The sequence below is a fragment of the Streptomyces cinerochromogenes genome (assembly GCF_014648635.1).
Taxonomy (GTDB): Bacteria; Actinomycetota; Actinomycetes; order Streptomycetales; family Streptomycetaceae; genus Streptomyces; species Streptomyces cinerochromogenes.
Map to the genome: position 1 here is coordinate 75,474 of NZ_BMRM01000020.1, position 26,088 is coordinate 101,561.

Annotated in this window: 19 protein-coding genes; 3 read left to right on the forward strand and 16 right to left on the reverse strand. The window is 71.8% G+C overall.

The genetic code is table 11. From position 1 onward, the window contains the following. Window positions 1-2 precede the first annotated feature (2 nt). Genes IEZ20_RS31790 through IEZ20_RS31800 form a run of 3 tightly spaced genes read right to left on the reverse strand, consistent with a single transcriptional unit; the run spans window position 3 to window position 2,782 of the window. The gene (locus IEZ20_RS31790; protein WP_189305108.1) at window positions 3-1,055 is read right to left on the reverse strand and encodes an ABC transporter substrate-binding protein; all 1,053 of its coding nucleotides are present in this window, start codon (window positions 1,053-1,055) and stop codon (window positions 3-5) included. 58 nt (window positions 1,056-1,113) lie between these two features. Continuing rightward, window positions 1,114-1,977, reverse strand: coding sequence for an ABC transporter permease (locus IEZ20_RS31795; RefSeq protein WP_189305109.1), 864 nt, complete (start codon window positions 1,975-1,977; stop codon window positions 1,114-1,116). Then, window positions 1,967-2,782, reverse strand: coding sequence for an ABC transporter ATP-binding protein (locus tag IEZ20_RS31800; RefSeq protein WP_189305111.1), 816 nt, complete (start codon window positions 2,780-2,782; stop codon window positions 1,967-1,969). The genes IEZ20_RS31795 and IEZ20_RS31800 overlap by 11 nt, the downstream gene beginning before the upstream one ends. A gap of 157 nt (window positions 2,783-2,939) precedes the next feature. Between IEZ20_RS31800 and IEZ20_RS31805 the strand changes: the two genes are divergently transcribed. Next, window positions 2,940-3,632 (forward strand): response regulator, encoded by a 693-nt coding sequence (locus IEZ20_RS31805; protein ID WP_189305113.1) that lies wholly within the window; start codon window positions 2,940-2,942, stop codon window positions 3,630-3,632. A gap of 18 nt (window positions 3,633-3,650) precedes the next feature. Here IEZ20_RS31805 and IEZ20_RS31810 read toward each other — a convergent pair whose 3' ends face one another. From IEZ20_RS31810 to IEZ20_RS31835, 6 genes are all read right to left on the reverse strand, one after another. Continuing rightward, window positions 3,651-5,240 carry a monocarboxylic acid transporter gene (locus IEZ20_RS31810; RefSeq protein ID WP_189305115.1) on the reverse strand — a complete coding sequence of 530 codons (1,590 nt, stop codon included), beginning with the start codon at window positions 5,238-5,240 and terminating at the stop codon, window positions 3,651-3,653. Continuing rightward, window positions 5,237-5,782, reverse strand: a complete 546-nt coding sequence (locus IEZ20_RS31815; protein WP_189305117.1) for a DUF485 domain-containing protein — start codon at window positions 5,780-5,782, stop codon at window positions 5,237-5,239. Before IEZ20_RS31815 ends, IEZ20_RS31810 begins: the two co-directional genes overlap by 4 nt. Before the next feature lie 69 nt (window positions 5,783-5,851). After that, on the reverse strand, window positions 5,852-6,541 hold the full coding sequence (locus IEZ20_RS31820; RefSeq protein ID WP_189305119.1) for a response regulator transcription factor: 690 nt from the start codon (window positions 6,539-6,541) through the stop codon (window positions 5,852-5,854). Continuing rightward, the gene (locus IEZ20_RS31825; protein ID WP_189305121.1) at window positions 6,538-7,689 is read right to left on the reverse strand and encodes a sensor histidine kinase; all 1,152 of its coding nucleotides are present in this window, start codon (window positions 7,687-7,689) and stop codon (window positions 6,538-6,540) included. Before IEZ20_RS31825 ends, IEZ20_RS31820 begins: the two co-directional genes overlap by 4 nt. Then, window positions 7,686-8,207, reverse strand: a complete 522-nt coding sequence (locus IEZ20_RS31830) for a DUF1453 family protein (protein WP_189305123.1) — start codon at window positions 8,205-8,207, stop codon at window positions 7,686-7,688. The genes IEZ20_RS31825 and IEZ20_RS31830 overlap by 4 nt, the downstream gene beginning before the upstream one ends. A gap of 519 nt (window positions 8,208-8,726) precedes the next feature. Beyond that, window positions 8,727-10,850: a DNA gyrase/topoisomerase IV subunit B gene (locus IEZ20_RS31835; RefSeq protein ID WP_189305125.1), complete on the reverse strand. Its 2,124-nt coding sequence runs from the start codon at window positions 10,848-10,850 to the stop codon at window positions 8,727-8,729. A 442-nt stretch (window positions 10,851-11,292) separates the two neighbouring features. On the opposite strand from IEZ20_RS31835, the gene IEZ20_RS31840 reads away from it, so the two are divergent. Further along, window positions 11,293-11,523: a DUF7455 domain-containing protein gene (locus IEZ20_RS31840; protein ID WP_146463514.1), complete on the forward strand. Its 231-nt coding sequence runs from the start codon at window positions 11,293-11,295 to the stop codon at window positions 11,521-11,523. Window positions 11,524-11,622: 99 nt separating this feature from the next. On the opposite strand, the gene IEZ20_RS31845 is transcribed toward IEZ20_RS31840, so the two are convergent. The 7 genes from IEZ20_RS31845 to IEZ20_RS31875 all read right to left on the reverse strand — a co-directional run bounded on the left by IEZ20_RS31845 (window position 11,623) and on the right by IEZ20_RS31875 (window position 23,685). Further along, on the reverse strand, window positions 11,623-12,483 hold the full coding sequence (locus IEZ20_RS31845; RefSeq protein WP_189305128.1) for a serine protease: 861 nt from the start codon (window positions 12,481-12,483) through the stop codon (window positions 11,623-11,625). Window positions 12,484-12,601: 118 nt separating this feature from the next. Further along, window positions 12,602-14,143 carry an RNA polymerase sigma factor gene (locus IEZ20_RS31850; protein ID WP_189305130.1) on the reverse strand — a complete coding sequence of 514 codons (1,542 nt, stop codon included), beginning with the start codon at window positions 14,141-14,143 and terminating at the stop codon, window positions 12,602-12,604. 437 nt (window positions 14,144-14,580) lie between these two features. Further along, window positions 14,581-15,468 carry a FadR/GntR family transcriptional regulator gene (locus tag IEZ20_RS31855; protein ID WP_189305132.1) on the reverse strand — a complete coding sequence of 296 codons (888 nt, stop codon included), beginning with the start codon at window positions 15,466-15,468 and terminating at the stop codon, window positions 14,581-14,583. A 162-nt stretch (window positions 15,469-15,630) separates the two neighbouring features. Further along, window positions 15,631-18,333 (reverse strand): ATP-binding cassette domain-containing protein, encoded by a 2,703-nt coding sequence (locus IEZ20_RS31860; protein WP_373304006.1) that lies wholly within the window; start codon window positions 18,331-18,333, stop codon window positions 15,631-15,633. A 153-nt stretch (window positions 18,334-18,486) separates the two neighbouring features. Beyond that, window positions 18,487-19,245: an NUDIX hydrolase gene (locus IEZ20_RS31865; protein ID WP_189305136.1), complete on the reverse strand. Its 759-nt coding sequence runs from the start codon at window positions 19,243-19,245 to the stop codon at window positions 18,487-18,489. Between the two features lie 152 nt (window positions 19,246-19,397). Continuing rightward, window positions 19,398-21,308: a glycogen debranching N-terminal domain-containing protein gene (locus IEZ20_RS31870; RefSeq protein ID WP_189305138.1), complete on the reverse strand. Its 1,911-nt coding sequence runs from the start codon at window positions 21,306-21,308 to the stop codon at window positions 19,398-19,400. 643 nt (window positions 21,309-21,951) lie between these two features. Then, window positions 21,952-23,685, reverse strand: coding sequence for a DUF4192 domain-containing protein (locus IEZ20_RS31875; protein ID WP_189305140.1), 1,734 nt, complete (start codon window positions 23,683-23,685; stop codon window positions 21,952-21,954). A 141-nt stretch (window positions 23,686-23,826) separates the two neighbouring features. Between IEZ20_RS31875 and IEZ20_RS31880 the strand changes: the two genes are divergently transcribed. Continuing rightward, window positions 23,827-25,992 carry a RecQ family ATP-dependent DNA helicase gene (locus tag IEZ20_RS31880; RefSeq protein ID WP_189305142.1) on the forward strand — a complete coding sequence of 722 codons (2,166 nt, stop codon included), beginning with the start codon at window positions 23,827-23,829 and terminating at the stop codon, window positions 25,990-25,992. The last annotated feature ends 96 nt before the right edge of the window (window positions 25,993-26,088 follow it).

The following is a 26,088-nucleotide window of genomic DNA, read 5'->3' on the forward strand; positions in this document are numbered from 1 at the left end:
GGTCACTTGACCGCCTTGACGAACTCTGTCGTGTACGTCTTGGTCAAGTCGACCTTCGCGTTCTTGATGTTGGGGTTGAACGCCTTGAGGACCTTTTCGACGGTCTCGGGACCGCCCTGGGGCATCACGCCGTCGTCGGTGAACATCGGCAGGGTGCTCTTGATGGCTTGCGCGTACAGGCCCTTGTTGCCCTGGGAGTAGTCGGCGGGCATCTTGGCGGCGATCTCGTCGGCGCTGTGCGCGGACATCCACTTGAGCGTCTTGACGAACGCGTTGGCCAACTTCTGGACGGTGTCCTTGTGTCCGTTCACCCAGTCCGTCTGCATGTACAGACTTGACGAGGGGTACGGCCCGCCGAGCGCCTCCTGAGAACCCTCGGGGGTGCGCATGTCGATGAGGATCTTCCCGGCCTTCTTGTCCAGGATCGTCGCGACGGTCGGATCGGTGGTCATGCCGCCGTCGATCGCCCCCTTCTGGAGCGCCGCGATGAACGTCGGCCCCGCGCCGACCGCGACCGGCGTGAACTCGCTGATCTTCACGCCGTTCTTGACCGCCAGGTACTTGGTGAGGAAGTCGGTCGAGGATCCGAGCCCGGTCACGCCCAGCTTGCGGCCCTTGAAGTCCCTGGGCGAGGCGAGGTCTCCTGCGGCCTTGTCCGAGACGACCTCCACCTCGCCGGGAGCGTGCGAGAACTGCACGACCGACTCCACCTCCTTGCCCTTCACCTGCAGGTCGAGCGTGTGGTCGTAGAACCCGACCGCTCCCTGCACCTGCCCGGAGACGAGCGCGGTCTCGGCCTGGACGCCGGCGGGCTCGCTGAGGAGCTGGACGTTCAGCCCCTCGGCCTGGAAGTAGCCGAGGCGCTGGGTGAGCATCGCGGGCAGGTAGATGACCTTGTCCAGGCCACCGACCATGATCTTGACGCTCTCGCCCTTGCCGCCGCCGCTGCCGGTGTCGGCCGTGGAGCTTGCCGCGTCGTTGGCGCAGGCGGTGAGGGAGGAGAGGGCGAGCAGCCCGGCGGCGGCCAGGGAGGCGTGTCTGGCGGTCTTGCGCATGCGGTTCACGTCCTTGTGAGAGGGCGGTACGGGGGTGGGTGAGGCGGCGAGGGTCCGGTCAGCTGTCGGAGCCGGTGGGCCTCCAGCGGAAGATGCGGCGCTCGGCGAAGGTCAGCAGCCCCTCGGCGACGAGGGCGACGACGGCCAGGATGACCATCGCGGCGTACACGCCCGCGGCGTTGAAGGTGTTCTGGGACTGCGCGACGAGCAGGCCGATGCCCTTGGTCGCGCCGATGTACTCGCCGACGATGGCGCCGATGAGCGCGAAGCCGAAGCTGACGTGGAGGCTGGTGAAGATCCAGGAGGTGGCGGACGGGATGACCACCTGAAGGGTCACCCTGCGGTCGCTCGCGCCCAGGATCCGGGCGTTGGCCACGAGGTTGCGGTCCACTTCGCGGGCGCCCTGGAAGGCGTTGAAGAACACCGGGAAGAAGACGAGCACCACGGCGGAGGCCACTTTGGAGGACGGCCCGAGGCCGAACCAGATCAGGAAGATGGGCGCCAGCACGATCCTGGGGATCGAATTGAGCACCTTGATGTATGGACCAAGGATCTCGGCGAGCAATCTGATCCGCCCGAGCGCAATGCCGAGGACCACACCGGCGACCACGCCGATGACCCAGCCGAGCAGTGCCTCGTACAGCGTGTACCAGATCTGCTCGCCCAGGGAGCCGAGCGCTGTCCCGTGGGCCACCCAGGTGTGGATCTGGTCCCAGATCTTCGAGGGCATCGAGAAGTTGAACGGGTCGATGACCTTGGCGCGGGAGAGTGCCTCCCACAGTCCGAGGACGGCCACCAGGACCACCGCGCGCGCCACGTTGACGAACACCTTGCGCCGGCGTGCGGCCTGGGCCCGGGTCTCCGCGCGACCGGGTGCCTTGGCGGTGTCGACGACCGGCGTGCTGAGGACCTCAGGCGACATGGGCGGCACCCCTCTCGCGGGTGATGCGGACCTCTTCGCCGAGGGACTCCCAGATCTCGCGGTAGATCTCGATGAACCGCGGCTCCAGTCGGACCGACTCGACCTTCCGCGGGCGGGGCAGATCGATGGCGAAGACCTGCTTCACGGTCGCGGGTCCGGCGGTCATCACGACGACCTTGTCCGCCAGCGCGATGGACTCCTCCAGGTCGTGGGTGACGAAGACGACGGAGGCGCCGGTGCCCTCCCACAGCTCCAGCAGCTCGTCCGACATCAGGGCCCGGGTCTGCACGTCGAGCGCCGAGAACGGCTCGTCCATCAGCAGGATCTCGGGGTCGTTGACAAAGGTGGCCGCCAGGGCGACGCGCTTGCGCTGGCCCCCGGAGAGCTGGTGCGGATAGCGGTCCTCGAAGGCGGCGAGTCCCACCCGGGCCAGCCACTCACGGGCCTTCTGCCTGGCCTCCGCCTTGGGCACGCCCCTGAAGCGCGGGCCCGCCATGACGTTCGACAGGACCGTCCGCCAGGGGAAGGTGGCGTCCTGCTGGAAGACGAAGCCGACCTTGTCACCGACGCCGTCGACCGGCTCCCCGGCCACCAGCACCTCACCCTCGGTGGGCTCCTCCAGGCCGCTGACGAGGGTCAGCGTGGTGGACTTGCCGCACCCGGTCGGCCCTACGACGGCCACGAACTCGCCGCGTTCGACGGTGAGGTCCAGGCCGCGCACGGCCGTGTGCAGTCCCCCGGACGGGGTCCTGAAGGTCTTGCTCGCGCCCCGCAGCTCGATGGCGGGGCTGGTGTGTGCGCTCATGGGCCGGGACGGTAGGTGTGGCCCCGGCCACAGCAGCAGTCTTGTGAGCACAAGCCGTTCTTTTGCTCGCAAGAACCTGTTGTGCTCGTTTTGCTCGCGCTACAACTGCGGAGCCGAACACGGGCTGCACGCTCGCCGGCCTTGAAGGAGAGGCCTGATGATTGACGTCCTGGTGGTCGACGACGACTTCCGTGTCGCTGAGATCAACGCCAAGTACGTGGGAAAGGTTCCCGGCTTCCGGGTGGCCGCCCGCGCGCACAGCGCCGCGCAGGCCCTGACCGCCGTCGAACGCGGCACCATCGACCTGGTCCTGCTCGACCACTACCTGCCGGACCAGACCGGTCTGGAACTCGTGCACCGCATGCGGGAGCAGGGGCACGGCACCGACGTCATCATGATCACCGCGGCCAGTGACGTGACGACCGTCCAGCAGGCGATGCGCCTGGGCGCCCTGCACTACCTGGTCAAACCGTTCACCTTCGCCGCCCTGCGGGCCCGCCTGGACTCCTACGCCGCCCTGCGCCGCACGGTCGACCGGGTGGGCGGCCGGGGCCTGACGGGTCAGGAGCAGGTCGACCGGATCTTCGGTGCCCTCCGCGCCGCCCCCGCGCCCTCCGCACCCGGCCTGCCGACCGGCCACTCCGAGCCCACGACCGACCTCATCTGCGGTGTCCTGCACCGCGCCGACCACCCGCTCTCGGCCCACGAGGTGGCCGCCCGGACGGGCCTGAGCCGCTCCACCGCCCAGCGCTACCTCCGCCACCTGGAGCAGGCGGGCCGGCTCCGCCTCTCGCTGAAGTACGGCGACACCGGCCGCCCGGAACACCGGTACGCGTGGGTGACGCCGTAATCCCACCGGCGGCCGGTGCTAGACGGCTCCGGCTCCGGTCAGCGAACGCACCTCCGTCTCGGCGTACTTGGCCTCGTCCGCGACCTCGTCGGAGGTGACCGTGCCCAGCCAGCCGGCGAGGAAGCCGAGCGGGATGGAGACGATGCCCGGGTTCTCCAGCGGGAAGTACTGGAAGTCGACGGCCGGGAAGAGGGAGTCCGGGTCGCCGGACACCACCGGCGACAGCAGCACCAGTCCGATCGCCGGGAGCAGCCCGCCGTACACCGCCCACACCGCGCCGCGCGTCGTGAAACCGCGCCAGAACAGCGAGTAGAGCAGGACCGGCAGGTTCGCCGACGCGGCGACGGCGAAGGCGAGGCCGACCAGGAAGGCGACGTTGAGATCGCGGGCCAGCAGCCCGAGCGCGATCGCCACGACACCGATGCCGACCGCCGCCCACCGGGCCACGGCGACCTCACTGCGGGCCTCGCCGTGCCTACGGCGCAGCGAGGCGTACAGATCGTGGGCCACCGAGGCCGAGGAGGCCAGCGTGATGCCCGCGACCACCGCGAGGATCGTGGCGAAGGCCACCGCGGCGACCACCGCGAACAGCACGGTCCCGCCGGTGGAGCCGGCTCCGCCGCCCAGGTCGAGAGCGAGAAGCGGCACCGCCGTGTTGCCGGCCGCGTTGGATCCGCGTACGGCACCCGTCCCCACCACCGCCGCCGCGCCGAATCCGAGGACGATCGTCATCAGGTAGAAGCTGCCGATCAGACCGATGGACCACACCACGGAGCGACGCGCGGCCCGCGCGGTGGGCACGGTGTAGAAGCGGGACAGGATGTGCGGCAGTCCGGCCGTGCCCAGCACCAGCGCGAGTCCCAGGCTGATGAAGTCGACCCGGGCGGTCCAGTCCCCGCCGTACTTCAGGCCCGGCGCCAGGAACGCCGTCCCGTGCCCGCTGCGCTCCGCGGCCGTAAGCAGAAGCCGGTCGACGTCTCCGTGGAACCGCAGCAGGACGAGCACGGTCAGCACGACCGTCCCCCCGAGCAGCAGGACCGCCTTCACGATCTGGATCCAGGTGGTGGCCCGCATCCCTCCCAACGACACATAGATCACCATGAGCGCCCCGACGCCGATGACCGTCCAGGCCTGCGCCGCGCCGCTCGTCCGCCCCAGCAGCAGCGCCACCAGGCTGCCCGCGCCGACCATCTGCGCCACCAGATAGAGAACGGACACCGTCACCGAGGAAGTTCCCGCGGCGATCCGCACCGGCCGCTCGCTCATCCGCGCGGCCAGCACGTCGGCCAGCGTGAACCGCCCGCAGTTGCGCACCAGTTCGGCCACCAGGAACAGCACGACCAGCCACGCCACGAGGAATCCCACGCAGTAGAGCAGCCCGTCGTACCCGTACAACGCGATGAGTCCGGCGATCCCCAGGAAGGAGGCCGCCGACATGTAGTCACCCGCGATGGCAAAACCATTCTCCATGGGGGAGAACAGCCGCCCGCCGGCGTAGAACTCCTCCGCCGAACCGCGCCGCCGGCGGCTCACCCAGGTCGTGATCCCGAGGGTGACCGCCACGAACCCGGTGAACAGCAGCAGCGCCAGAGTCTGGTCACCGGTCACTGGGCCCCTCCCCGCGCGCCACGGGCCAGTTCCTGTGTGTCCCAGCGCAGCTCCAGCGCGGCCCGGTCCCGGCGCAGCCGCGCGTGCCGGGCGTAGGCCCAGGTCAGCAGGAACGTGGTGAGGAACTGTCCGAGCCCCGCGACCATCCCCACGTTCACCGCCCCGGCCACGGGCCGGGCCATGAATCCGGGCGCCGTCGTCGCGGTGACCACGTACCCCACGTACCAGACCAGGAAGCCGACGGTCCCCGGCACCACGAACCGCCGGTACCTCCCCCTCACCTCCTGGAACGCCGCACTGCGCTGGACCTCGACGTACACGTCGCGGGCCCCTGCCGCGGCCGCGCCGGGCCCGCCCCGCGCGGGCGGCACGGCCGGCGCCGGCGTACCGGTGTCGTGGAGCTCGCCCCAGCCCGAGGCCGGCGCGTCATGCCAGGGGTCCTCGAACGTCACGTCGCGGGAGGGCGTACCGCGGTCTTCCTGGTTCCCGGCCGGTCTCTCGGGGCCGTCCCCAGCACCGCGGGGGCCGTTGCTTGACTGCATGCCCAAGGATGGACAGACCGGGAAGATCTCTGACTTCTCTTCCTCCTGCTCTTCACCCCATCAGGTGATTCACCCCGTGGGTGGCCGCACCAGCCTCTTGCTATAGGCGTACCGCACGGCCTGCGCGCGGTCCTTGAGGCCCGTCTTGGCGAAGAGGTTGTTGATGTGTGTCTTCACCGTCGCGGTCGACACATGCAGTCTGCGGGCGATCTCCTGATTGCTGAGGCCTTCGGCGATCAGCACCAGGACCTCGGTCTCGCGCGCGGTCAGCCCGTCGGGCGCCTCGTCGGCCGCGGGAACCGGCTCGGGCTCGGGCTGTGACAGCCGCTCCAGCAACCGTCGCTGCACGCTCGGCGACAGTCCCGCGTCCCCCGAGAGCACGCTGTGCACGGCACGTACGATCTCGTCACCGCCCGCGTCCTTGGTCAGGTATCCCCGGGCGCCGGCCCTCAGCGCGGGGAACAGCGACTCGTCGTCCGCGTAGGTCGTGAGCACCACCACCTGGGTTCCGGGGTACTGGGCCCGGATCCGCCGGGTGGCCTCCACACCGTCGCAGCGGGGCATCCGGAGGTCCATCAGGACGACGTCCGGAGCGAGTTCACCGACCAGCCGCACCGCCTCCTCACCGTCTCCCGCGGCCCCGACGACCTCCACCCCCGGCAACAGCCCGAGCAGCATCACGATGCCCTCACGGACCACGGTCTGGTCGTCGGCCACCACGACCCGTGCCGGCTTCCTCTCCCCCTCCGTCTCCGTCATACGGGCACCTTCAGCGTCACCACGAACCCCTCCTTGTCCGGACCCGCGTCCAGCGAGCCGCCCAGCAGCTCGGCGCGCTCGCGCATGCCCAGCAGACCGTACCCGCCTCCGGCGCCGCCCAGTTCGCCCGACCGCCCGCCCGAGTCACGGACGTTCAGCGTCACTTCGTGCTCGCTGTAGTCGAGCCGTACCGCCACCTTGGCGCCCTGGGCGTGCTTGCGGACGTTCGTCAGTGCCTCCTGTGCGACCCGCCGCACGGCCTGGGACGCCTCGGCCGGCAGGGGTCTGCGTTCACCTGTGACGGTGACCTCGGCCGCGTCGGCCGTGCTGACCAGTTCGGTCAGGAAGTCCTCCAGCGGGGTCAGCTCGCCCCGCAGCGCGGAGAGCGCCTGACGGGTCTCGGCGAGCCCGTCCCGGGCCATTCCCCGGGCGGCCACCACCCGCTCCAGGATCCGTTCGCGCTCCGCGCCGTTCTCGATCAGCAGCCGGGCCGCCTCCAGGTGCACCAGCTGTGCCGAGAGGCTGTGCGCCAGCACGTCGTGGATCTCCCGTGCGATGCGGGCCCGCTCGGCCAGCGCCGCGGACTCGGCCTCGGCCGCGCGGGCGGCACGCTCCTGGGCGAGCAGCCGCTGCGCGCTGCCCCGTGCCTCCGCGTCCAGCCGCAGGACGTACCCGGCGAGGGCCATACCCGCCACGGTGGCGGCCGTGGTCAGCCAGACGTCGTTGTTGAACGCGGAGTACGAGGCCAGCGCCACCGACGTCACGGGGACCGCGGCGCCGAGCGGCAGCCGCTCCAGCGCGGCGACGCCGCAGCCGCACCAGAGCAGGAGGGCGGGGCCGGTGAATCCGCCGGCCTCGGCGGCGACCGCGATGGCCAGGAGCAGCGCTATGAGCAGGAGGGACGGCACCAGCCGGTGCTGGTAGGTGGTGCGGGAGAAGGCCCAGGCGACGAGTCCGGCGAGGAGGACTCCCGCCGCTGCCGCGAGCGCCCCCCACAGGCCGACGTGCCTCTGGGTGAAGGCACCCCACAGGAGCAGGGCCAGCATGAGCAGCCGCACGATCCAGGCGAGCAGTCGCCGGGGCCGGGGCGTTCCCGCGCGGCCGAGCGCTTCCCGGGACGGCCAGCGTGTCCAGGCGTTCTCGGTCACACGCGCTCCTTCCAGGCCGGCTGCATGTCGCCACCGTACGCGGGGGCGGGAGCGCTCATGGTGCCGACGGACTGGGCCCGCCAGACCAGGATCCCGCCTCGGACCAGCAGGGTGCAGGCGAGTCCGAGCAGCAGCGCCGAGCTGTCCTGGTGGATGCCGAGGGCGAGGCCGAGCGCGAAGGCACCGACGCGCAGGGCGACGCCCGCGCCCCACACGGCGACGCTCGCCTTGGTGCTCTTGGTCCATATGACGCCGTCCGGTGCCGTCCAGATACGGGTGGTCCAGCCCCAGCCGGCGCCGGTGGCCAGACCGATGAGCAGCTCCACCGTGAGCAGTACGGCGGATCCGGTGCGGTGGTGGGGGTCGAGCACCCCGGGCTCACGCAGGGCCACGACGGCGAGCACCACGGGCAACAGCCACCAGCGCCGGTCCGTGTCGATCGCCCGGGTGCGGAACTGCCGGGCGATCACTACGGCGACGACGGCCACGATCACCAGTGCGTTGACGAGCCCGGGCATCAGAGCCTCCGTGAGCGGGAAGGTGGTGCCGACAGCGAGCGCTGCCGACGCCTTCGAAGCTACGGAAATCCGCAGGCCGGGAGATCGGAGCCGGGGTGGATCACGGGTGGAACCTCGTAGCGGCTCGCCTCCACCCATGGGTGGAGAGACCGTGCGGACCGGGCCGGCCGTGGGGTGAGCGGACGAACGGGTGAGCGGCTGAGCGGATGAGGGGGGCAGCGGATGAGCGCCAACAGATGCCCGGCCCGCCGACGCGTCGCCGACGGACGTCTGCCTTCCGCACCGGCCGCCTCAGTCCATCCGCCACCCGGGACATCACCGCAGGCGGCTGCCAGGCCGGCCAACGCACAGGCTCCCGCCCGCGTCGGCCGGCCACCCGGCAGGGCCCGCTCTCGGCGAGGAGCCCCGCCTGTGCTGCCTGTGCTGCGCCCGCCCGTAACCGCGCCTTCCCGAAGCAAGCCCCCGCCCCCAGCAGGCCCTCGGCGGCCACAGCCCGCCGGCGAAGGCCCGGCGCGGCGGCTACGCGTCGATGCGTGACCGGTCCAGCGTCGCCGCCGAGCTGGAGATGAACTCCTTGCGGGGAGCCACCTCGTTGCCCATCAGCAGGTCGAAGACCTGCTCCGCCGCCTCCAGGTCGGAGAGGTTGATGCGGCGCAGGGTGCGGTGGCGCGGGTCCATCGTGGTCTCGGCCAGCTGATCGGCGTCCATCTCGCCCAGACCCTTGTAGCGCTGGATGGAGTCCTTGTACCGGATGCCCTTGCTCTGGAACTCCATGAGCTTGTCGCGCAGCTCGCGGTCCGAGTACGTGTAGACGTACTTCTCCTGGCCCTTCTTCGGCTGGATCAGCTCGATGCGGTGCAGCGGCGGCACGGCGGCGAAGACCCGGCCGGCCTCGACCATGGGCCGCATGTAGCGCTGGAACAGGGTGAGCAGCAGGCAGCGGATGTGGGAGCCGTCCACATCGGCGTCGGTCATCATGATGATCTTGCCGTAGCGGGCCTGGTCGATGTCGAAGGTGCGGCCCGAGCCCGCCCCTATGACCTGGATGATCGCACCGCACTCGGCGTTCTTGAGCATGTCGGTCACCGACGACCGCTGCACGTTGAGGATCTTGCCGCGGATCGGCAGCAGTGCCTGGAACTCGGAGTTCCGCGCCAGCTTGGCCGTGCCGAGCGCGGAGTCGCCCTCGACGATGAACAGCTCGCTGCGGTCGACGTCGTCGCTGCGGCAGTCGGCCAGCTTGGCCGGCAGGGACGAGGACTCCAGGGCCGTCTTCCTGCGCTGGGCGTCCTTGTGCTGGCGGGCCGCGACCCGGGTGCGGGCGGCCGCGACCACCTTCTCCATGACGACCCGGGCCTGCGCGGCGGCGTCCCGCTTGGTGGAGGTCAGGAACGCCTTCAGTTCCTTGGAGATCACGTTGAAGACGATCCGGCGGGCCGCGGAGGTGCCCAGCACCTCCTTGGTCTGGCCCTCGAACTGCGGCTCGGCCAGACGCACGGTGACGACCGCGGTCAGGCCCTCCAGGGCGTCGTCCTTGACGATGTCGTCCTCGGCCACGCGCAGCAGCTTCTTGGCCCGCAGCATCTCGTTCATGGTCTTGGTGACGGCCTGCTCGAAGCCGGCCACGTGCGTGCCGCCCTTGGGCGTGGCGATGATGTTCACGAACGACCGGAGGGTCGTGTCGTAGCCGGTGCCCCAGCGCAGCGCGACGTCGACGCCCAGCTCACGGGTGACCTCGGTGGGAGTCATCTGGCCGTGCTCGTCGAGGACCGGGACCGTCTCCTTGAAGGTGCCCTTGCCCGAGAAGCGCAGGACGTCGCAGATCGCCTTGTCGCTCGCCAGGTACTCGCAGAACTCGCTGATGCCGCCGTCGAAGCGGAAGGACTCCTCGCCCTTGCTGCCGCCCTCGCCGAGACCGAACTCGTCACGGACGACGATGGTCAGGCCGGGCACCAGGAACGCGGTCTGCCGGGCGCGCTGGTGCAGGTTCTCCAGGGAGAGCTTGGCGTCCTTGAGGAAGATCTGCCGGTCGGCCCAGTACCGCACGCGGGTGCCGGTGCGTGTCTTGGGGATCTTCTTGGCCTTGCGCAGGCCGCTCTTGGCCTCGAACTTCGCGTCGGGGTTGCCGGAGGCGAAGGCGCCGGGCACGCCGCGCCGGAAGCTGATCGCGTGGGTGTGGCCGCCGCGGTCCACCTCGACGTCGAGGCGGGCGGAGAGGGCGTTGACCACGGAGGCGCCGACGCCGTGCAGACCGCCGGAGGCGGCGTAGGAGCCGCCGCCGAACTTGCCGCCCGCGTGGAGCTTGGTCATGACGACCTCCACGCCGGACAGGCCGGTCTTCGGCTCCACGTCCACGGGGATGCCGCGGCCGTTGTCGCGCACCTCGACGGAGCCGTCGTCGTGGAGGACGACCTCGATGTGGTCGCAGTAGCCGCCGAGGGCTTCGTCCACCGAGTTGTCGATGATCTCCCACAGGCAGTGCATCAGACCGCGACTGTCCGTCGAGCCGATGTACATACCGGGGCGCTTGCGCACGGCCTCAAGGCCCTCAAGGACGAGCAGGTGCCGCGCGGTGTAGTTGGAACCGTCCCGGTCTGCTCCTGCCAGCAGCGCTGTGGACGGCACGGACGTATCGGCGGTCACGCGGTTCGCTCCTCGCTGAATTTCAGGTGACCCCCCTTTGGGTAAGGGGGCGGCTTCGGTCGCCGCTCAGAGGGTACCGAGCCCTGGTAGAGCCGGTGTAACGCCACCCTCGTCGGCAACTCACACTAGTCCAGAGTCGCATAGGTGTTCGATCCCTCGATGGAGTGAAGCACACATCACGTTCCATTCGAGGCATGAACCATTTAGGCTCCGGGCACGTCCTCATGAACAACCGGCAACCCGGCCGGGAGGACCGAGACAGCAAGACAGCGCGAACCCGTAGGCATACAAGAGACGCAATACGGCACATTCGCCGCCAACCGGCAGCAGACAGCCGCCCCGGAAAGATTTTTTTCGAGGAAAAGCCACGAGCGGGAACGTTTTCGGGCTGGTTGGATGTTGACCCTGGTACGACAGCTCGTCGAGCTAGAGAAGAGGCGACGTGACTACTGTTCTGACCCCCGCGAGCCCGCTGACGGCCGCCGATCGCTGCGACCGCTGCGGCGCCCAGGCATACCTGCGCGTGGTCCTGCTCAGCGGCGGAGAACTGCTCTTCTGCGCCCACCACGGTCGCAAGTTCGAGCCGGAACTCAAGAAGATCGCCGCTGAGATACAGGACGAGACGGAGCGGCTCACGTCCGCTCCGAACACCGCTTCCGAAGAAGAGCGCTGATTCTCGCACCCACGACGAGCCAGCCCCGGCACAGGCCGGTGAACGAGCGGCCGCTCCTCACCAGGAGCGGCCGCTCGTGCTCATACCCAAAAGCCGCGCTCAGGAGCGCGCGCCGGGCCGTCTCTGGGCCCCCGAGGCCGCCTGCAGCACCCGTACGACCTGGGAGACGCGCGTGTAGACGCCGGGGAGCCCCGGACGCCCGCAGCCGCTCCCCCAGGACACGAGGCCGATCAGCCGCCCCTTGGCCACCAGAGGCCCACCGCTGTCCCCCTGGCAGCCGTCGGGCCCTCCGGCGGCCTCACCGGCGCACAGCATGGTGCCGGCCTGGTAGGTGCCGTCGGGACCGCCCGGGTAGGCGCGGGCGCACAGATCGTCGGGCAGCACACGCATGCGTGCGGCGCGGAGTCGGCGTGTGTACGTTCCCCCGCCGGTCGTGTCGCCCCATCCGGACACCATGGCCTCGGTGCCCGGCGTGTAGGCCGGGTCACCCGCGCCCGCCATGGCGACGACCGCGCTCTGCGGCAGCTCCCCGGCGAGTCCGAGGACCGCGAAGTCGCCGGAATTGGTCGTGATGTCGTACGCGGGATTGACCCGGATCTCCCGTACGGGGATCTCCTGACCCTTGCCGGACAGCAGGTCTGTGCGCCCTGCGATGACCTTGAGATCACGCAGGCGGTTCGGCGCCACCCCGAGGACGTCCTGGGCCAGACAGTGGGCGGCGGTGAGCACGGTGCTGTGCCCGATGGCCACAGCTCCACAGAACTGCCCCGCCCGCATACCGCCGAACAGGTCACGGCTGGCCAGCGCCACCGTCCACGGAGCCTGGGACACGTCGATCGGAAACCCGCCGACCACCACGCTGTCGGCAGCTGCGGGAGGGGCGCTCGCCAGGGGCATCGCGGTCACGGTGGCCGCCAGGGCCAAGGGGCGGATCAGTGCCCGGGCAAAGGAACGACGCATGCATGCTCCTCACTCTGCGGTCCTCCTGGACACCCAGGGTGATCCACTCGTCACCCACGCGCAGCACGAAGGCCCGGCTCCCGCGAGGGAACCGGGCCTTCGCCGTCTTGGCCGGGACCTAGTCGAGGTAGTCGCGCAGCACCTGCGAACGCGACGGGTGGCGCAGCTTCGACATGGTCTTGGACTCGATCTGGCGGATGCGCTCACGCGTCACGCCATACACCTTGCCGATCTCGTCGAGGGTCTTCGGCTGACCGTCGGTGAGACCGAAGCGCATGGAGACGACGCCCGCCTCACGCTCGGACAGGGTGTCGAGGACCGAGTGCAGCTGCTCCTGCAGGAGCGTGAAGCTGACCGCGTCGGCCGGGACGACGGCCTCGGAGTCCTCGATGAGGTCACCGAACTCGCTGTCGCCGTCCTCGCCCAGCGGGGTGTGCAGCGAGATGGGCTCGCGGCCGTACTTCTGGACCTCGATGACCTTCTCCGGGGTCATGTCCAGTTCCTTGGCCAGCTCCTCCGGGGTGGGCTCGCGGCCCAGGTCCTGGAGCATCTGGCGCTGCACGCGCGCGAGCTTGTTGATGACCTCGACCATGTGCACCGGGATACGGATGGTGCGGGCCTGGTCGGCCATGGCGCGGGTGATCGCCTGGCGGATCCACCAGGTGGCGTACGTGGAGAACTTGTAGCCCTTGGTGTAGTCGAACTTCTCGACCGCGCGGATCAGACCGAGGTTGCCCTCCTGGATGAGGTCCAGGAAGAGCATGCCGCGGCCGGTGTAGCGCTTGGCCAGGGAGACCACCAGACGGAGGTTGGCCTCCAGGAGGTGGTTCTTGGCGCGGCGGCCGTCCTCGGCGATGATCTCCAGCTCGCGCTTGAGCTTCGGGGCGAGCTTGTCGGAGTTCGCCAGCTTGTCCTCGGCGAACAGACCCGCCTCGATGCGCTTGGCCAGCTCGACCTCCTGCTCGGCGTTGAGCAGGGGGACCTTGCCGATCTGCTTCAGGTAGTCCTTGACCGGGTCGGCGGTGGCACCGGCCGCGGCGACCTGCTGCGCGGGCGCGTCGTCCTCGTCCTCGTCGGACAGGACGAAGCCGGCGCTCTCGGTCCCCTCGGGCTCGTCGGCGACCTTGGTGTCCTCCAGGACCTCCTCGTCGAGAAGCTCGACGTCGTCCTTCTTGGCCGTGGTCTTCTTCGCGGCCGTCTTCTTCGCGACGGCCTTCTTGGCGACCGTCTTCTTCGCGGCCACCTTCTTGGCGGCGGCCTTCTTGGCGGGTGCGGTTTCCTCGGCGGAATCAGCTGCGGCCGGGGCGGCGGGCGCCGCGGGGGCGGCCGTGGTCGCGGTGGCCTTCCTGGTGGTCACCGTCTTCGCCGCGACCGTCTTGGTGGCGGTGCGCTTAGCCGGGCTCTTCGCTGCGACGCTCTTGCGGGTGCGCTTGGGCTCTGCGGCACTGACCATCAGCGTCACACCCTCTTCCTCAAGAATCTGGTTGAGGCTGCGCAGTACGTTCTTCCACTGAGTGGCCGGAATCTGGTCAGCTTCGAAGGCCCGACGCACATCGTCGCCGGCGATCTGCCCCTCAGCCTTTCCCCGCTCAATGAGCGCCATGACAGAGACGGACTCGGCGATCTCCGGCGGGAGCGTACGGGATGTGCTGGCCGACACGAACAACCTCTCGGAACGTTGGAAAACGGCTTCCGGCACCGTCCACTGCGGACAGGAGCCGACCACCGGCCTGGGGATGGGCCGACGGCGCGGGCGGGGGCCGGGAAGATGCACAGCGCCTGATGTGGCGTCCGTATTCCCTCCGCGGCTGTCACCTCTTAGGTCATCGCGCTGTCTCCACGAGCGTTACGCCCAATCTACGTGGCCCGAGTCACACCCCGTAAGCGGTCAAAAGCGGTCAGACAGGTACAGATGAGATTATCTGTACCCCCTGTCCCGATCACACCGAAGGCCAGGAACATCCCGTCGCACCGCCGGACCCCGCCGGACCCACATGGTCCGACGGGGTCCGGCGACGGCCGGCACCCGGGCCCGGCGTCGTCACGAGCACCACGAGCACGCCGCACACCGGCGACCGCACCGCACCCCTCGCGGGGTCAGTGCTCGCGCGGGGCAGGTACCACTCGCTCCACCTCGGGGTGGACCGTCAGCAGCTGGCGCATGGCCGCCTCCGCGGCCGCACCGTCGCCGGTGCCGAGCGCGTCGACGATCCGCGCGTGCTGCGCGAGGGAGGCCTCGTTCGGCCGGTCACAGCCGGTGACCGGGCCGCCGGAGACCTGGAGGGCCGCCGAGACGATCCCGGAGAGGTGCTCCAGCATGCGGTTGCCCGCGATCTGGATGAGCAGCGCGTGGAACTCGGTGTCGGCGCGCGAGTAGGTGAGCGCGTCGCCCTGCGCCATGGCGTGGCTCATGATCTCGACCATGTCGCACAGGCGCTGCTGCACCTCCTCGCGCCCGTGCCCGGCGGCGAGGCGGGCGGCGAGCGGCTCGATCGTCCAGCGCAGCTCGCTGAGCTCCCGGCGCTGGTCGTCGCGCTGCGGCCCGAAGGCCCGCCACTCGATGATGTCCGGGTCGAGGAGGTTCCAGTCGCTCACGGGACGCACACGCGTGCCGACGTTCGGGCGGGCGCTGACCAGGCCCTTGGCCTCCAGGACGCGGAGGGACTCGCGGACGACGGTGCGGGACACCTCGAACCGCTGGCCGATCTCCTCCGGCACCAGCGGGCGGTCGGCCCCCAGGTCGCCGGAGACGATCATCTGTCCCAGCTGCTGGACGAGTTGGCCGTGCAGTCCGCGTCCGCGGCTGCCCGCGGCCCGCCGGCCCACGCGGCCCAGCTCGGGATCCCCGGTGTCCCAGGCCGGCGCGCCGACGCGGTCGGCCACCGGGGCCTCGGCGTAGGGGTAGCGGTCGAGTTCGCCCGGGCCGGCCAGACCTGAGTCTGCGGGGCGGGCGGCGGTCATCATGGTGTGCGCAAGGGTACTCACGGATCCTTTGTCGGCGCCGCTTCCAACTCCCTTGAGGTCTTTGGTGAAAAGCACACGAAAGGGTGATCGCTCACCCCGTCGCAATTGACGCCTTATCGGAAAGAAATGGGCTTTCTTCGGGGAGTTGTGGGCATAGGGGAACCAGAAGCGTACGGAGGGTAGTCATCGGAGCCTGATGCGCAGCGCCGTGAACAGATACGCGCAGAGCAAGGCGCCGAGCGACAACGCCAGTGCACCGCCCACCGGTTGAGCGAGGGCCCGCGCGGCCGCGAGCAGGTACCGCTCCCCTCCGAACGGCCACTGCAGCAGGAGAACCTGCCGCATCCGCCCCGGGAAATCGGCGGCCAGGCGCACGGCCGGTCCCTGCAGTGCCTGGTGCAGGAGGGGAACGACGAGGACGGGTACGGCGAGGACCGCGGCCAGTCCGGCCGTCGTGGACCGGAACACCCCGGCCGCCAGCACCCCGGCCCAGGCGCAGCCGACGACCAGCCCGAACCAACCCGCGGTGAGCGACAGCCAGTCCGCGGGAACTTGCGTGAGCTCCCGTCCGTAGACGATGTAGAGCACCTCGGCGTCGCAGCCCACGGTCAGGAAGGCGAGCAGGACCGCGGCGGCTCCGGAGACGAGCAGCTTCGCGGTGAGCAGCCCCAGCCGGCGGGGGACGGTGCCGCGGTCCGCCGCCAGGGCGGGGTGGCGGAACTCGTCCCCGAAGGCCAGCGCACCGAGCAGCCCGGCCGCGAGCGCCGAGGGCGGCAGTGGCAGCTGCCCCGGCCACGCCGCGAACAGCCGCGCCCGCGAGGTGTGACCGATCCGCGCCAGGAACACGGCGGTGAGCGCGGAGACCACCAGTGCGGCACCGCAGGTGAGAAAGCCGGTGCCGATCCCGGTGGCGCGCCGGATCTCGTAGCGGAGGGGGCGCAGGGGGCTGGGGGCGGGGCGGACGGAGATGGGGGGCGGGAGGGGGGAGGGGGCGGCGAGGGGCCGGACACCGTCAGGGCCGGCGGCGCGGTCGGCCTGCGGCTGCCGTGCGCCGGGGTTCCTGGCGCCGGGGAGGAGGGTACGCGTGCCGGTCAGGGTCGTTGCGGGAGTGCGGGTGCCGTGGGTGTGCGGCTCGCGGGCCGTCGCCACTGCGCCGGGGCCGGCGGGGGTGGCCGTCGGGTCGGCGGACCTGCCCTCGGCGGCTCCGGCAGTCGCCTCACCGGCGCCGCCGCCGGGCGCGGCCTTCTCACCGGAGACGGAGACACCGTTCATCGTGGCGTCGGCCGCGGCGGCAGCAGCCGGCGAGGCATGGCGGGCGGAGGCAGCGGAGACGGGCAGCGGGCGATCCTGCACGCTCCCTCGATCAGCGGCTTGGCCGTGTGCAGACCACTCGCCGTCGGCGGCCCCCACCGGCGCCGAGAGGCCGGATTCCGGTTGCCGTTCGCCCACCGGGGAGGGGCCGGCCGCGGCCCGCTCCGCCTCTGGCGCCGACGGGTCGGCCGGGGTGCGCGCCCACTGGCTCGACGTGTTCCCGGAGGAGGCCGTGTCCACCGACGCGAGATCGGGCGCCGGAGTGTCCGTGTCCGGCGCCGTCCGGTCGAGGGCGATGACGCGGGATTCGACGGCTTCGGAGTCGGGAGCCGCGGCGCCCGGTGTCATCGCAGACTCCGGGGCGCGCCGCTCGGTCCCCGGAGAGGCGGCCGTCCTGGTCTCCCTCGAGACCTCCGGCCCCGCGTGTCCGGGAGCCGCCGGCCGCGCGCCCGCGGCTCGGCCGGGCTCCTTGGGTGAGCCGCCGACTGCGGAGAAACCGAACACCGGACGTCCGCGACCCGCCCACGCGCGGCCGGTCGAGAACCGCTCCCGTTCTCCTTCCGGGGCGTCGGGGGCCGCCGGGTGCCGCTCCGCCGGACCGCTTTCCGGGCGGGCCTCCCGGTCCACCGCGGCTGCGTCCGGCACCACCTTCCGGGGCTCGGCGGAGCACTCTCCCTCGCCGCCCTCGACACCGGCACCCGGCCCCATGTCGCCCACCTCGTCGGCGAGTTGGTGGACGAGGATGCCGTTGCGGAAGGCGATCTCGCCGACGTCCGCGGTCGTCGTGCCGTACACCGACAGGCGGTTGCCGTCCTCACGTACGACTTCGACGGAGCGGCGGGCGATCCGGGCGTCCTTGGCCAGCAGGGCCGCGAGGCGTGCGGCATGGGGGCTGCGGACGGCCACGCGCGGGCGCAGCCGGGTGCGGGCGAAGGCTTTGGCCTCCTGGTCGGCGACGAGTCGGCCGCCGTCGAGGGTGACGACCCGGTCGGTGATGCGTGCGGCCTCCTTGGGGTCGGCCGTGGTGAAGAGCACGGTGCCGCCCTGGGCTGCGTGGGCCCGCAACATGCTGTGCAGCCACTGGGCCTCCCGGACGGAGAGACCGTCGGTGGGTTCGTCCAGAACGAGCGTGTGCGGGTCGGGCAGCAGGGCGCAGGCCAGGCCGAGTCTGCGGTCCATGCCGCGGGACAGGGTGCCGAGGCGCTCTTCGCGGAGGCTGACGAGACCGACCACTTCGAGGACCTCGTCGGCCCGGCGGGCGGGAACCCCCGATGCGGCACAGAGCATGCGCAGATGGCCGCGGACCGAGCGGGCCGGGTGCCCCGGTACATCTCCGAGGAGAACGCCGACTTCCCATGAGGGGTGGGCGATCAGATGGAGAGGGCGGCCCCTGAAGTACGTGACGCCACGCCCCTGTTGGAGCTCAAGCATCAGTTTGAGCACCGTCGTCTTACCCGCGCCGGCGCTCCCGAGGAGCGCGGTGACATGCCCGGCGCGCGCTTCGAAGGAGATGTCGTCGACGGCGGGCGGATGCGCCTTGCGGGGATTGCTGGTCAGTCCGAAGGCCTGGATCACCTGCAGCAAGATAGCGCGACATGTCTGGTTTTTCGGGTATAAGCCGCTTTGCGGGCGGATGCCGCGTGATCCGGCCTCCTCCCTGTCCGCCGTTCGATGGAGTCGTCGCCCGGCACGGGCGGTCGGTGCGCCGACCGCCCGGCGGCCCTTTCCTCAGACCTCGGGCCGCAGCATCGGCGGGTTGAGCAGGGTGGCCCCGCCGGCTCGGAAGAGCTGGGCCGGCCTGCCGCCCTGGCGTGTGGTCGTGCCTCCCGTCGGGACGAGGAAGCCGGGGGTTCCGGTGACTTTGCGGTGGAAGTTGCGCGGGTCGAGTGCCACGCCCCACACCGCCTCGTACACCCGGCGCAGCTCTCCGACGGTGAACTCGGGCGGGCAGAAGGCGGTGGCCAGCGACGAGTACTCGATCTTGGAACGGGCGCGCTCCACTCCGTCGGCGAGGATCTGGGCATGGTCGAAGGCGAGCGGCGCCACGGGTTCGCCGTCCCGGCCGTAACCGCCCTGCTGGAGCAGTTCCTCGACCGGGGCCCAGCGGGCGTTGCTGGCGTCGCCGCCGGCACGCGGTGCGGGCAGGTCGGGCGCGAGCGCGAGGTGCGCGACACTGACCACGCGCATCCGCGGGTCCCGCTTGGGGTCGCCGTAGGTGGCGAGCTGCTCCAGATGTGCTCCGTTGTCCTGGACCGGGACCGAGGGGTCGTGGGCGCACAGCCCGGTCTCCTCGGCCAGCTCGCGCGCCGCCGCCTGGGACAGATCCTCGTCGGCCCGGACGAAGCCGCCGGGCAGCGCCCAGCGCCCCTGGAAGGGAGGCTCGCCCCTGCGGACCGCCAGCGCGCACAGGGCATGGCGGCGCACGGTCAGCACGACCAGGTCCACGGTGACGGCGAAGGGCGGAAAGGCTGACGGGTCGTAGGGCATGCGGCGATCATAGTCGTCTTCCTGACGATAAACACTCCCTCCATCGGGCGCATCGGTGCTGGTTCCGCTTCGTTCCGGTATGGGGCACAGGGCCGGCCCGCGGTTCGTCGGTCCGGTGGTGTCGTCCGAGGTCAGCCTCCTTGCCCGGGAGGTCATGCACCCAGTTGCAGGCCCTCCGCAGCCTCCTCCACCATGGCGAGCCCCAGTCGGCTGATCCGGACGGCGAAGGGGGCGCCCGCGACGCGCAGGCCGGTGAGGCCGAGTTCGCCGAGCGGGGCGCTCCGCACGGGGCGCAGGGTGACCGTGCGGGCCGGGGCGTCGGGACGGATGCCGGCGAGGGTGGTGAACAGGAGGATCACGGAGGCCGCTGCGGTGGCCGCCGGTCGGCAGGCCGCGGGGTGTGGGAGTGGCACGGCGGTGGCGGAGCGCTGTTCGCCGGCGAACATCTCGGGGAGCCGGTGGCCGAAGTGTTCCGCTGCTTCCAGCAGCCCTTTCAGCAGGCTGGCCGCTTCCCTCTCGTAGCCGGCCGCCGCCAGCCCGGCGGCGGCGAGCGCGGTCTCATGGACCCGCACGGCTCCGGTGCGGTGGCCGAACGGGTTGTGTCCCGCTTCCTTGGTCCCCAGGCCACGCAGTCCCCATCCCGCATCCATGGCGGGGGTGGCGAGCAGCCGGGCGAGGTGTTCGGTGTGCACCTTGTCGAGCAGGCCCGGGGCGAGGCTGCCGGTACCCAGCAGGCCGGTGTCGAGGAGGTGGACGGCGGTGGCGGCGAGGTGGGGCACGGGTCGGCCGTCCGGTGCCCGGGCCGCGGCCGGGCGTCCGCCGCCGCGGTCCTCCAGCCAGAAGTCGGCCCGGAAGGCGGTGCGCAGGGTGTGGGCCCACTCGCGTAACTCCGTGGCGCCCGGTCTGCCGTAGGCGTCGAGGAGGTCGGCGCCGAGCAGGGCGGCGCGATGCGCGTGGGCCTGCGTTTCGCAGCGGGCCGGTCCCGTCGGGTGCGGGTCGGGAAGGTAGGTGCCGTCGCCGACCGTGGTCCGCAGCCAGGTCAGGCAGCGCTCGGCCGCGGGGAGCAGTTCCTGTGTCTCCTGCTCGGGCAGCCCCCAGCGGCGGGCTTCTGCGAGCAGGACGGGGAAGAGCAGTGTGGCCTCCGTTCCGGTGCAGCTCGGCGGGAGGTGCGGGCCGGCGTCGCGTAGCGGACCGGGGATCATGCCGGTCCTGGGGCCCGGTCCCTGGAGCTGGGTGCGGGCCAGGATGCGCAGGGTGCCCGCGGCGAGGCGGGTGCCCAGGGGCAGTGTCATGCGGGCGGCGGCGAGTGCCTCGGCCGGCGCCATTCCGCAGCGCCAGGGGACGCCTGCGGCGAGGTAGGTGTCGGAGGGGTGGGCGGGGTCGCGCAGGAGGAGTGCCTGGAGGTCGGAGACGGCCGAGTCCAGTAGCGGCGCCACTCGGGGGTCGTCCCCCGCCGCCCGCGCGGGGGCGAGGGGACTGGTGGCGGCGTGCCCGGCGGGCCGCAGGGGGCCTGCGCCTTCGGGTCGCACCCGCAGTTCCACGGCTGCCGTCCCGCCCGGTGGCAGTTCCAGTTCCCAGCGCAGCAGTCCTGCGGATGCCAGGGCGTCGGAGGGTGGCGGATCCGCGGTGACGCAGACGGCGGTGTCGGCCGTGGCCCACCGCAGACCTGAGTCGTGGACGCTGGCCGCGAGTTCGGGGCCTGCCGTACCGGCGGCGACGGCGGCGAGTTCCGCGAGGTCGGTGCCGAGGGCGACCTCGACGGGCAGGCGCAGCGGGCGCAGAGCGGCGCTGCGGAGGGTGATCCGTTCCGTACCGTCGGCGTGGCGTGTTCGTTCGACGACGACATCGGGGTCGGGGCCGGCGGCCGGCGAAACGCGCAGCGTCCCCACGAAACGGGCGCTGTCCGCTCCGGTCATTGCGGCCTGCACCGGCAGCGGTTCGCGGCCTGCCACACGGACCTTGCAGCGGGATAGCAGCCGTCTCCCCCCTCGGTAGAACCCGTCCAGTCCCCGGCCGGCGAGCTGGCCCAGCTCCTCGGAGATGGCGAGACCGGGCAGGGCCACGCAGACCAGTGCGGTGTGCGTGGGCGGCAGCTCGGGCGTCGGGCGGTTGCCCTGGAGTGTCCGTGGCGACCGGGCCGCGCGGGGATCAGCGGTGACGGGGGAAGGAGGGCCTGCCTGGGCTGCCGGCGAAGAGCGACGTGGGCCGGCGGACGGCGTCGGCGGAAGGTCGGCGGTCTTCACTGTGCGAGGGGCGGCGCCGGCCGTCGGGAACGGCGTGTGCCTGCTCCAGAGTGGACGTTCGCCGGTGGCGGAGGGCGGAGTCGGCTGCTGGTGCATGGGGTGGCTTCTTCTGCGCTCGGTGCGCCTCGGACGTGCTGGGAGGCTGGTGGGTCGCCCCGGAGGGCAGGAAGGTACGGCGGCAGGGCCTGTCCAGGCGTTCCGCCACTCAGGTGAACGCAAGGGGCCTCGCCCGGGTCACGGCCCGGGGGGAGGAAGCCGACGGAATGGTGGTGTGCACGGGGGTGGGACCGGCCGGCGGGGATGGCCGTCGAAGTGCTCGGCGCCGGTTGACCTCCGCCCCGCGCCGGAAGGGTGCTCCGGCGGCGGGCGGTGACGCCTCCGCTGTCCGCCGTGGGCCCGACCGCCGTTCCGGCGAGAGCCGCACCGGGCAGGACCGACTGCCCGGACCGGCGCCCACCGACGTTCATACGTCCCTCTCAGGCTGCCGGTTCCGGTTGTCCGGCAGGGCACCACCGGACGTCGCGTCACCCGGAGCCGCCGCACGCGTGCGCGGGGTGCTCGTCGCACGCGTGCCGGGGCCGGTGACGTCAGTGGCGGAGGGTCGGGGGCGGGAGTCGACCGGCCGCTGCCGGCGTCCCCTGGCCCGTCCCGGGTGCCCGCCGCCGCCGTCCTGGATCCGTGCACGGCGTCGCCGCTGCACACGCGTCGGGGAGCCGGGTTCGGCGCTCTGATCACTCCCGTGCGGATCGGCCCCGCGTGACGGCGCCGGGGTCTGCGGCGGTTCGGCGAGAGCGGGCCGCGGTCCCGGCGCCGCAGCCTCCGTCGAGCACATGTGCTCCGCTGCGTCCGCATGGCCCCGGTGCGCTCGCTCCACCCGGTGCGCTTGCTCAACCCGGTCCGCTTGCTGCACCCGGTCCGCTTGCTCCACCCGGTCCGCTCGCTCCGCCAAGGCCACTGGCTCCCCCGTGGTGCCTCGCTCGCCCGAAGCGGCTTGCTCCGAGCTGTGCGCCGGTGTGCGCCGCGTGCCCTCCGCGCGCAGGCAGCGGCGGACCGCCTCGGGGTCGAGCCCCTCGTTGCAGGCCTGGTGCAGCAGGCGGGCGAAGAGGTAGTCGGGATCCGCGGCCAGTGCCATGGCCAGTGCCTCGCGCGCCTCCAGTTCGTCGCCCATGGACCAGGCGACCCAGCCCGCGAGGGTCAGCGGCGCCGCGGCGTGCTCCCCGTAGGGTCCTACGCAGCGGCGGGCCAGGGCGCGCCACAGCCGCAGCGCCGGACCGGCCTCGTCCCCTTCCATCCAGGCGGCGGCCCTGTCACGGGTCGTGCGGTCCTGGAGTCCGAGGATCAGGGTCGCCGCCTCGTCGTCGGCGAGGAGGTCGTCGTCGCGTACGTCGGCCGGACGGGTGCCGGAGACGGGTGCCGCCGTGGCATAGCGGCGAATGATCCGCTCGGCGAGAGCGAGGGTCTCCTCCGCCACTTCCTGCCGGGCGCTCTCTTCCAGGATGCGGGGCACGAGGCTCATGCCGGCCGCGTCCAGGGCGATCTCCTGCTCCAGCGCCGCGGCGGTCTCCCAGGGCTGCAGCCGGGCGCGCAGTTCCCTGAGGGTGCCGCGGACCTGGATGCCGGCGTAGGTGGCCGCCGCGGCGAGGACGGAGGTGCCGGGCAGACCCATCGGCGAGCCCTCTTCGGGGCAGCAGTCAGTGACCGGGCAGCAGTACGACCAGAATCGGCCGTCCGAGACGCACAGGGCCTCGATGACCGGCACGTCGAGGTTGCCGCACTCGATGCGCATCAGCTGGGCCAGCCTCTCCAGCCGCCGTTTGACGTCCCGGCCGGACTCTCCGGGGCCGGGTTCCTGGCAGACGTAGGCCACCATCCGCTCGGGCCGGGAGCCTCGCCGCTCGCTGCCGGTCACCAGCCCGCGGGCCAGCTGGCGGGCGGCGGCCTCCCAGTCCTCGTCGTTCGCGGGGATGCCGAGCCGGGCGCGGCCCCCGAACCGGCCGCGGCCTCCGTGGTCGTGCAGGGCGACGAGGACCATGCTGTCCTCCGGGCGATAGCCGAGCAGGTAGGGCAGGGCGTCGGCCAGTTCGGCCGGGCTGCGCAGCGTGACCTGCGCGACGTGTTCGACCGGGCCGGTAGCTGACGTCTGCCCCGGGATGTCGTCGTTTCCGTGGGGTCCGGTGGTTCCGCTGTGATTCGTCATGCGCCGACGATCTCGCGGATCACGAGACTCCGGTTGAGCCTGTGGATAAGTCGAATCAGGGACACGACAAGCCTGCCCTCGTTGTCCACAGCCCTGCCCCGGCCGCGCCCGATTGTCGGTCCCGTCCTGTTGTATGGACGCATGGAGCACACGAGCAACGCGGATCTCCGCGCACAGGCCGACGCCGTCCTCGCCCGGCTCGTCGGGGACGCCACGGGCACCGCCAGGCTGCGCGAGGACCAGTGGCGGGCGATCGAGGCACTGGTGGCCGACCGGCGCCGGGCCCTGGTCGTGCAGCGCACGGGATGGGGCAAGTCCGCGGTGTACTTCGTGGCGACCTCGCTGCTGCGGGCCCGGGGAAGCGGTCCCACGGTGATCGTCTCACCACTGCTCGCCCTCATGCGGAACCAGGTGGAGGCCGCGGGCCGGGCCGGTATCCACGCCCGGACCATCAACTCCGCGAACACCGAGGAGTGGGAGGCCGTCCAGGCGGAGATCGCGGCCGGCGACGTCGACGTGCTGCTCGTCTCGCCGGAGCGGCTGAACAACCCCGACTTCCGGGACCAGGTCCTGCCCAAGCTGTCCGCGGCCACCGGCCTGCTGGTCGTGGACGAGGCCCACTGCATCTCCGACTGGGGCCACGACTTCCGCCCCGACTACCGTCGACTGCGCACCATGCTCGCCGACCTCCCGCCCGGCGTCCCCGTGCTGGCCACCACCGCCACGGCCAACGCACGGGTGACCGCTGACGTCGCCGAGCAGCTCGGCACGGGCGGCACATCCGACGCGCTGGTGCTGCGCGGGCCACTGGACCGGGAGAGCCTGAGCCTCGGTGTGCTGCGCCTCCCGGACGCCGCCCACCGGATGGGGTGGCTCGCGGACCATCTCGCCGACCTGCCGGGCTCGGGCATCATCTACACGCTCACGGTCGCCGCGGCCGAGGAGGTCACCGCCTTCCTGCGGCAGCGCGGGCACGTCGTCGCCTCGTACACGGGCAAGACCGAGAACGCCGAACGACAGCAGGCGGAGGAGGACCTGCTCGCCAACCGCGTCAAGGCCCTGGTCGCCACCTCCGCGCTCGGCATGGGCTTCGACAAGCCGGATCTCGGTTTCGTGGTCCATCTCGGCTCGCCCTCCTCCCCCATCGCCTACTACCAGCAGGTCGGCCGGGCCGGCCGCGGCGTCGAGCACGCCGAGGTGCTGCTGCTGCCGGGCAAGGAGGACGAGGCGATCTGGGAGTACTTCGCCTCGCTGGCCTTCCCCTCCGAGGATCTGGTCCGCCGCACGCTCGACGTCCTCGCCCGGGCGGACGGGCCCCTGTCGCTACCGGCCCTGGAACCACTGGTCGAGCTGCGCCGCTCACGCCTGGAGACCATGCTGAAGGTCCTCGACGTGGACGGAGCGGTGCGTCGCGTGAAGGGCGGCTGGATCGCGACCGGACAGCCGTGGGCGTACGACGCCGAGCGCTACGCGTGGGTGGCCCGGCAGCGCGCGGCCGAGCAGCAGGCGATGCGCGAGTACGCGACCACCGCCGAGTGCCGGATGGAGTTCCTGCAGCGTCAACTGGACGACGAGGGCGCCAAACCCTGCGGGCGCTGCGACAACTGCGCGGGCCCCCGCTTCACCTCCGATCTGACAACGGCAGCCCTGGACGCGGCGCGCAGCGACCTGGGCCGCGCCGGGGTCGAGGTGGAGCCCCGCCGTATGTGGCCGACGGGCCTCCCGGCGATCGGCATCGAGCTCAAGGGACGCATCCCGGCGGGGGAACAGGCTTTGCCGGGGCGGGCTCTGGGACGTCTGTCGGACATCGGCTGGGGCAACCGGCTGCGACCGCTGCTCGCACCCGGCGCTCCGGACGCCGCGGTACCGGACGACGTGGCGCGGGCCGTGGTCGATGTCCTGGCCGACTGGGCGCGGGGCCCCGGGGGCTGGGCCTCCGGTGCGTCCGACGCGCCGCCCCGGCCGGTGGGCGTGGTGACCGTGGCCTCGCGCAGCCGGCCGCAGCTGATCCAATCCCTGGGCGCGCGTATCGCCGAGATCGGCCGGCTCCCGCTGCTCGGCGCGGTGGAATACGCCGCGGACGCTCCGCGGTTGCCGCGCAGCAACAGCGCGCAGCGACTGAAGACCCTGGACGGCGCGCTGACGGTGCCGCCCGCCCTGGCCGGGGCCCTCGGCGAGGCACACGGTCCGGTGCTGCTGGTCGACGACTTCACGGAGACGGGCTGGACCCTGGCGATGGCGGCACGGCTGCTCCGGAAGTCGGGGGCGCGGGGCGTGTTGCCGCTGGTCCTCGCCGTACAGGGATGACCGGCGCCCCGCCACTGCGCCTGTCGGCGTCTAGCGCAGTCGGCCGCCGGTCCCGGCGAACCCGGGGCTGGTCCGCAGGCCGCCGTGGCCGACGAA

Bases quoted from the DNA above. Each gene is read 5' to 3' on its own strand.
- IEZ20_RS31790 (WP_189305108.1), bottom strand. From the start codon at position 1,055: ATGCGCAAGACCGCCAGACACGCCTCCCTGGCCGCCGCCGGGCTGCTC.
- IEZ20_RS31795 (WP_189305109.1), bottom strand. From the start codon at position 1,977: ATGTCGCCTGAGGTCCTCAGCACGCCGGTCGTCGACACCGCCAAGGCA.
- IEZ20_RS31800 (WP_189305111.1), bottom strand. From the start codon at position 2,782: ATGAGCGCACACACCAGCCCCGCCATCGAGCTGCGGGGCGCGAGCAAG.
- IEZ20_RS31805 (WP_189305113.1), top strand. From the start codon at position 2,940: ATGATTGACGTCCTGGTGGTCGACGACGACTTCCGTGTCGCTGAGATC.
- IEZ20_RS31815 (WP_189305117.1), bottom strand. From the start codon at position 5,782: ATGCAGTCAAGCAACGGCCCCCGCGGTGCTGGGGACGGCCCCGAGAGA.
- IEZ20_RS31820 (WP_189305119.1), bottom strand. From the start codon at position 6,541: ATGACGGAGACGGAGGGGGAGAGGAAGCCGGCACGGGTCGTGGTGGCC.
- IEZ20_RS31830 (WP_189305123.1), bottom strand. From the start codon at position 8,207: ATGCCCGGGCTCGTCAACGCACTGGTGATCGTGGCCGTCGTCGCCGTA.
- IEZ20_RS31845 (WP_189305128.1), bottom strand. From the start codon at position 12,483: ATGCGTCGTTCCTTTGCCCGGGCACTGATCCGCCCCTTGGCCCTGGCG.
- IEZ20_RS31865 (WP_189305136.1), bottom strand. From the start codon at position 19,245: ATGCCCTACGACCCGTCAGCCTTTCCGCCCTTCGCCGTCACCGTGGAC.
- IEZ20_RS31875 (WP_189305140.1), bottom strand. From the start codon at position 23,685: ATGACGAATCACAGCGGAACCACCGGACCCCACGGAAACGACGACATC.
- IEZ20_RS31880 (WP_189305142.1), top strand. From the start codon at position 23,827: ATGGAGCACACGAGCAACGCGGATCTCCGCGCACAGGCCGACGCCGTC.